Origin of the sequence: Nocardioides sp. URHA0032, from assembly GCF_000620645.1 — a bacterium.
Taxonomy (GTDB): Bacteria; Actinomycetota; Actinomycetes; order Propionibacteriales; family Nocardioidaceae; genus Nocardioides.
On the sequence record NZ_JIAV01000005.1, the window covers coordinates 1 to 4,942 of the forward strand.

4 protein-coding genes, 1 tRNA gene and 1 pseudogene are annotated in these 4,942 nt (G+C 66.4%); 2 read left to right on the plus strand and 4 right to left on the minus strand.

Annotated features, from left to right (window positions below; genetic code table 11):
• The 4 genes and pseudogenes from N538_RS29650 to N538_RS0101910 form a co-directional block, all read right to left on the minus strand.
• On the minus strand, positions 1-283 hold a 283-nt coding region (locus tag N538_RS29650), incomplete at its 3' end, for a helix-turn-helix domain-containing protein (protein WP_155991928.1).
• Positions 284-461: 178 nt separating this feature from the next.
• Positions 462-1,529, minus strand: coding sequence for a calcium-binding protein (locus tag N538_RS28255; protein ID WP_155991929.1), 1,068 nt, complete (start codon positions 1,527-1,529; stop codon positions 462-464).
• A 225-nt stretch (positions 1,530-1,754) separates the two neighbouring features.
• Positions 1,755-1,943: pseudogene (locus tag N538_RS27815) on the minus strand (putative quinol monooxygenase); the annotation flags it as partial.
• A 94-nt stretch (positions 1,944-2,037) separates the two neighbouring features.
• Entirely contained in the window at positions 2,038-4,110 is a 2,073-nt protein-coding gene (locus N538_RS0101910) for an acyltransferase family protein (protein ID WP_197025214.1), read from the minus strand.
• A 422-nt stretch (positions 4,111-4,532) separates the two neighbouring features.
• On the opposite strand from N538_RS0101910, the gene N538_RS0101920 reads away from it, so the two are divergent.
• Positions 4,533-4,606, plus strand: a tRNA-Arg gene (locus tag N538_RS0101920).
• Between the two features lie 115 nt (positions 4,607-4,721).
• The coding region (locus N538_RS23435; RefSeq protein WP_155991930.1) for a helix-turn-helix domain-containing protein at positions 4,722-4,942 on the plus strand (221 nt) is incomplete at its 3' end.

Consider the following 4,942-nt stretch of genomic DNA (forward strand, 5'->3'; position numbering starts at 1 on the left):
TCGTCGACGGCGACCGACCCAGACCTGCCGCGATCGCCCGAAGCGACAACCCGGCGGCCAGACCACGCGAGATCTCTTCGCGCTCTTCGAGGCTCAATCGACCGACTGCTCGATGTCGTGGATCAGGTCTGATCCCACCGCACCGAATCAGGTAGGTCCGCACCGTGCTGGTCGGCAGACCCAGAGCCCGAGCAGTCGGCTTGACCGAGTGCCCGGACCGCAACCGCCTCCAGATCTCGTCGATGTCTGCAGGCGACAACCGCTGATAGCTCTGACGCGCCATCGCGACCTCCTTCAATCAGGAAGTGTTGCGATGACTCATTGAGGCGCCGGCATGAGCGCACGGATCGCGGCTTGTGAGTGCGTTCAGCGATTCACGCTGACGGCGTGTGCGGGCACGCGCGACTCGCCGCCTGAGGCCTCGCAGCTGTGGGCGCACGCGGTTTCGCCAACCGGGGTGGCTACCCCTCGCACCCGTCCGTTGTTTCCCCACCGGTGCAACTGTCGGTACCGTTTCCGCCGATCACATAGTCGCCCACTGGCCATGGCGCTGTCCCACTGGGCAGCCCGCCATCAACGATGTCGTCCCCGTCTGCTCCGTCCACGATGTCGCCCCCGTCACCTCCCTGCAGGACGTCGTTGCCCACGTCACCGAACAGGTGGTTGGACCCAGCATTACCGGTTAGTTCGTCGGCGTACCAGGAGCCGTAGACTCCCTCGACGTCAACAAGCTGATCGTATTTCGTCCCGCTGATGAGCTGCCCGCGGCCGGTCTCCAGCGACACGCGCACGGCGCCTGGCGCCTGGCCATACATCGCGAGGTCTTCCTTGGGGCCGCCATAGTAGGTGTCACCCTCGCCGCTGAGGTCATCAACCTGGCTACTACCGGTGCCCCCGTATGCGACGTCCCGCCCGGTGCCGGTGACCATCTGGGCATAACCTTCCCGGCCACGCAACACATCCCTACCTGGCCCGCCGTCGAGATAGGTCTCGGCGCCACCGCCGCCGACAATTTCATCGCGGCCGTACCCGCCCCGGATCAAGGCGTAGTCGGAGTCGGCCATCCCGTTGGCGTGCACGATGTCGCTGCCAGTTCCGGCCCAGACCGTCATCCTTCCGCCGCCCGGGTCTGCGATGTGGTCGGCTCCAGGTCCGCCGTAGATGACATCTGCGCCATGGCCTGTGTTAATCACATCGGGACCGTCAGCGCCGCACACGATGTCGTTTCCTCCACGTCCACGGATGACGTCGCGGCCAAGCCCTCCCCAGATGACATCCGCGCCGGAGGTGCCCACGAGCCGATCCGGACCCGTTGTGCCGACCAGCGTCGCCGTTTCGCCGGCGCATCGATGACCGCGGCTCGCTGCGGATGCTTGAACGTTTGAGCTCAGAAGAGAGGCGCTGGAACTGAAGATGACTGGTGACAGGAGGACGACAGTCGCGCTGAGCGCTCTTAAGATGGACGGAATCATTCGGACCCCTTGTCTGGCACAAGAACGGCGGCGAGCGCCGCACCATGCCTCCAGCATTGACACCGTCGAAGTCGGTGTCAACGCCCCTGCTGCCGATCGCCGGCTCGGACTCAGGAAGCACAAGCGGCTCGTGGCCTGATCACATCCTGGGCGGGACCGGCAGGCTCCAAGCGGCCGCTCATCGGCATGTGCGTGAGCTCAACGCGGCATGAGCGGACACGTCGCCGGAGAGTGCGTGGTGCCGGGCACAACCGCGGCAGAGCATCCTGCAGGAGGCCTACATCAGGAAACGGGCACGAGCGGGTGGATCCCGATCTCGCCAACGATGTTGCCCTCGGCTGCGGCCACCGCCTCGCCCAGGTGCCGTGTTTGCAGGTGCTCCTCGAAAGCAGACCGGTCGCGCCACCGCTCCACGGTGTAAAAGACGCCAGCCGCCGAGGCCGACTCGAACAAGTCGAAGGACAGGCAGCCTTCCTCGGCCCGTCCTTAGCTGGCTCGACCGCCGATTGGCCGCTCAGAAGGCGGAGATCAGCCGCGGCTCGACAACCGAGGCCCACGTCGACGGTCAGTCGAGCAGGTCGGTTCCGTGAATCCGTTGCCAAATCTTTGCGCGGCGCTTGTCGAGGATGGTGGCCGTCACGTGGTCGGGGTCCTTCCACACGACGGTGGTGCCGATCACCGGAGCGCACAGCGGCGGGGCCGGACAGATCACCGGGTTCAGGTCAAGGGTCGCGATGCGGTCGTCCATGGCGGCATAGGCTTCGTAGAGCCCGTCCACGGCCGGCCGCTCCAGGGGAGCAAACACGGCACATTCCGCGAGCGACGCTGCCCGGGCCAGGCACTCGAGTGGGTCCCAACCACCGCGGTCGAACCCCTGGGTACCCATCACGCTCTTCACGATCACCAGGTTGGCACCGGCCGCCTCGATAGCCGCCACCGTGTCCCTACCGGTGCGGTCCTGCCGCTCGATCAGGGACTCGCCCCGTGGACCCCCAGGGGCGGTCAGGTCGCGCTCCCATCGCTTCGAGGAGTGGGACATCGAGATGGCCACGACCAGATCGGCGTCCATCTTCGGCAGCGCCTCGGTGTAGAAGTCCTCGCGCGCCGTCCGGCACCTCTCCTGCTCGACGTCGGGCGAGAGCTCGTTGAGGAGCCCCATCTGCCACGAGCATCCGGCGAGTACGCTCATCGAGAGCGTCCAACCTCGCTCCTTGGCGATCGACTCGAAGGCTGTCTGAAACATCTGCGCCTGGCTGTCGCCGACGAGCACGACGTGCTGCCGATTACCAGCGACCACTCGGCACGAATCGAGGTCATCCGCGGTGCACACCGGCACGCGCTTCGGTACGTCGCGGCGAGCGGCGAGCAGGTCGACTGCTTCCGGGACCGGGCGCCGAAGAGCCCTGGCCTGCTCCGATGCCGCCAACGCCGACCCGCGCTCGCTGCTCGTGGCCACCGCCGGACGGCGCGGGCTGTCCAAGACCTGCGGCACGATCACCAACGCAGCCGTGACACTCAGCGCAAGACCACCGGCGACGACCGGCCACCCATAGGCCGCCAACTTCGGCGACCGCCGGAGGGGGCGCTCGAGGATCTCGGCCGACAACGCGGCCAACCCAGTCGCGACCCCTCCGGCGAGGAGAGCGAGCACCAGCGGCCGCACGGCGAAGACCTCGCCCACGACGAGGATGACCGGCCAGTGCCAGAGGTACGTGCCGTAGGAGATTTGACCCAGGTATCGCGGAACGTGCATCGACAACACGCGCGACGGCCAGCCGTGGGGTGACAGGTAGAGGCCACCGATCGCGACGACTGAGCCCACGGTGGCTCCGATGCCTCTCCACGAGGGCCCCATCTCCAGCAGCCCGGAGCCCAGGACAGCCAGGCTCGTCAGCCCGGCGATCGCGGCCGCTAATGCCAAGCGAGCGCCGTTCGGGGGAGCAGTTGCCGATCGCCGGCCGCGCTCGCCATGGGCCAAGCGGCGCATGACCAGGGCAAGGAGCACGCCGGCGGTCAACTGATAGATGCGGGTGTCAGTGGCGTAGTAGGCGTAGGTCGCGTCATTCTCACCGCGGTACAACTGCAGGCTGACCGACAGTGCCGTGACCACCACCAGCGTCCAGACGAGGGTCCGCGCGGGCCGTCGCGAGAGCTTCCAGACCGCGGCCACTAGCAGCGGGAAAACGATGTAGAACTGTTCCTCGATCGACAGCGACCAGAAGTGGACGAACGGACTTTGATCTGCCGTCGCGGAGGCGAAGTAGTCCTGTGCGTCGGAAATGAAGTGCCAGTTGGCGACGTAGAGCAGCGCGGCCTGGGCGTCGCCGATCATATCGGCACGCCGTACTTGGGAGGCCACGAGCAGCTGGACAAATGCTGTGACTATGACGACTACGACGGCGGCCGGCAGCAACCGGCGTACCCGGCGGGCGTAGAAACTCCCGACACCGAAGCGGCCGTGCTCGTCGATCTCTGCGAGAACCACGCTCGAGACAAGGAACCCGGAGAGCACGAAGAATAGGTCGACGCCGATGAAGCCGCCCTCAAGCCAGGTCATGCCCGCGTGAAAGAACAGGACGAGATAGACGGCGACGGACCGAAGCCCGTCGAGCTCGGGACGATAGGACCAGCTGGGCACCAAGGAACCCTAGACGGCAGCGATTGCTTCTATCCCATCCTGGACGTCGCAGCGTCGAGGGATATGGCGCGTCTGGCGACCGCGCACTTAGGCCCCGGATGCGTCCACACGTCTAGCAGACATCGAACGCGACATTGTGGGGCAGCAGCCCGCGCCGCGCCCGCTCATCGGCAGATCCGGTAAGGGCGGCCCGTCGGCACGCGGCATCCGAGTAGGGATACACCTAGTTGATGGCGCGGGCGGTCGACGAGTTCACCTCGACGAGCTCACTGGCCCCGGACCTGCCCGTGGTGTGCCACCACGACTTGCGCCTCACCGAGCACGGTTGCACCTGCTGCGGCATACTGACCGCGGGTCGGTAGTACCGTCGAACTACACCGGGGTTGTACCCATGTTTGTCCCGACTGTATTTCCGATCCTCCGCCTCCGTAGCTCAGCTGGATAGAGCAGCGGCCTTCTAATCCGCTGGTCGCAGGTTCGAGTCCTGCCGGGGGCACTCAGCTCATGTTTGCCTTCGGCTGATCGGTGCCGTTCGGGCTTCGGCTGAGGCGTTACACGTCTTCGGCTGACGGGTGACACCTGCTTCGGCTGATTGGTGACACTCCCGAGGTATGCGGGAGTTGAGTGTGGCTGAGCAGCGGTATCAGGCCGTGCTGGCGGTGGTCAGCGACGGCGAGACGGTCACGGACGTGGCGGCCCGGTTCGGGGTCGCCCGCAAGACCGTGCACCAGTGGCTGGCGCGGTACGAGGCCGGTGGGCTCGAGGGGCTGGCCGATCGCTCGCACCGGCCGAGGTCGTGTCCGCACCAGATGGATCCTGGTGTCGAGGTCGA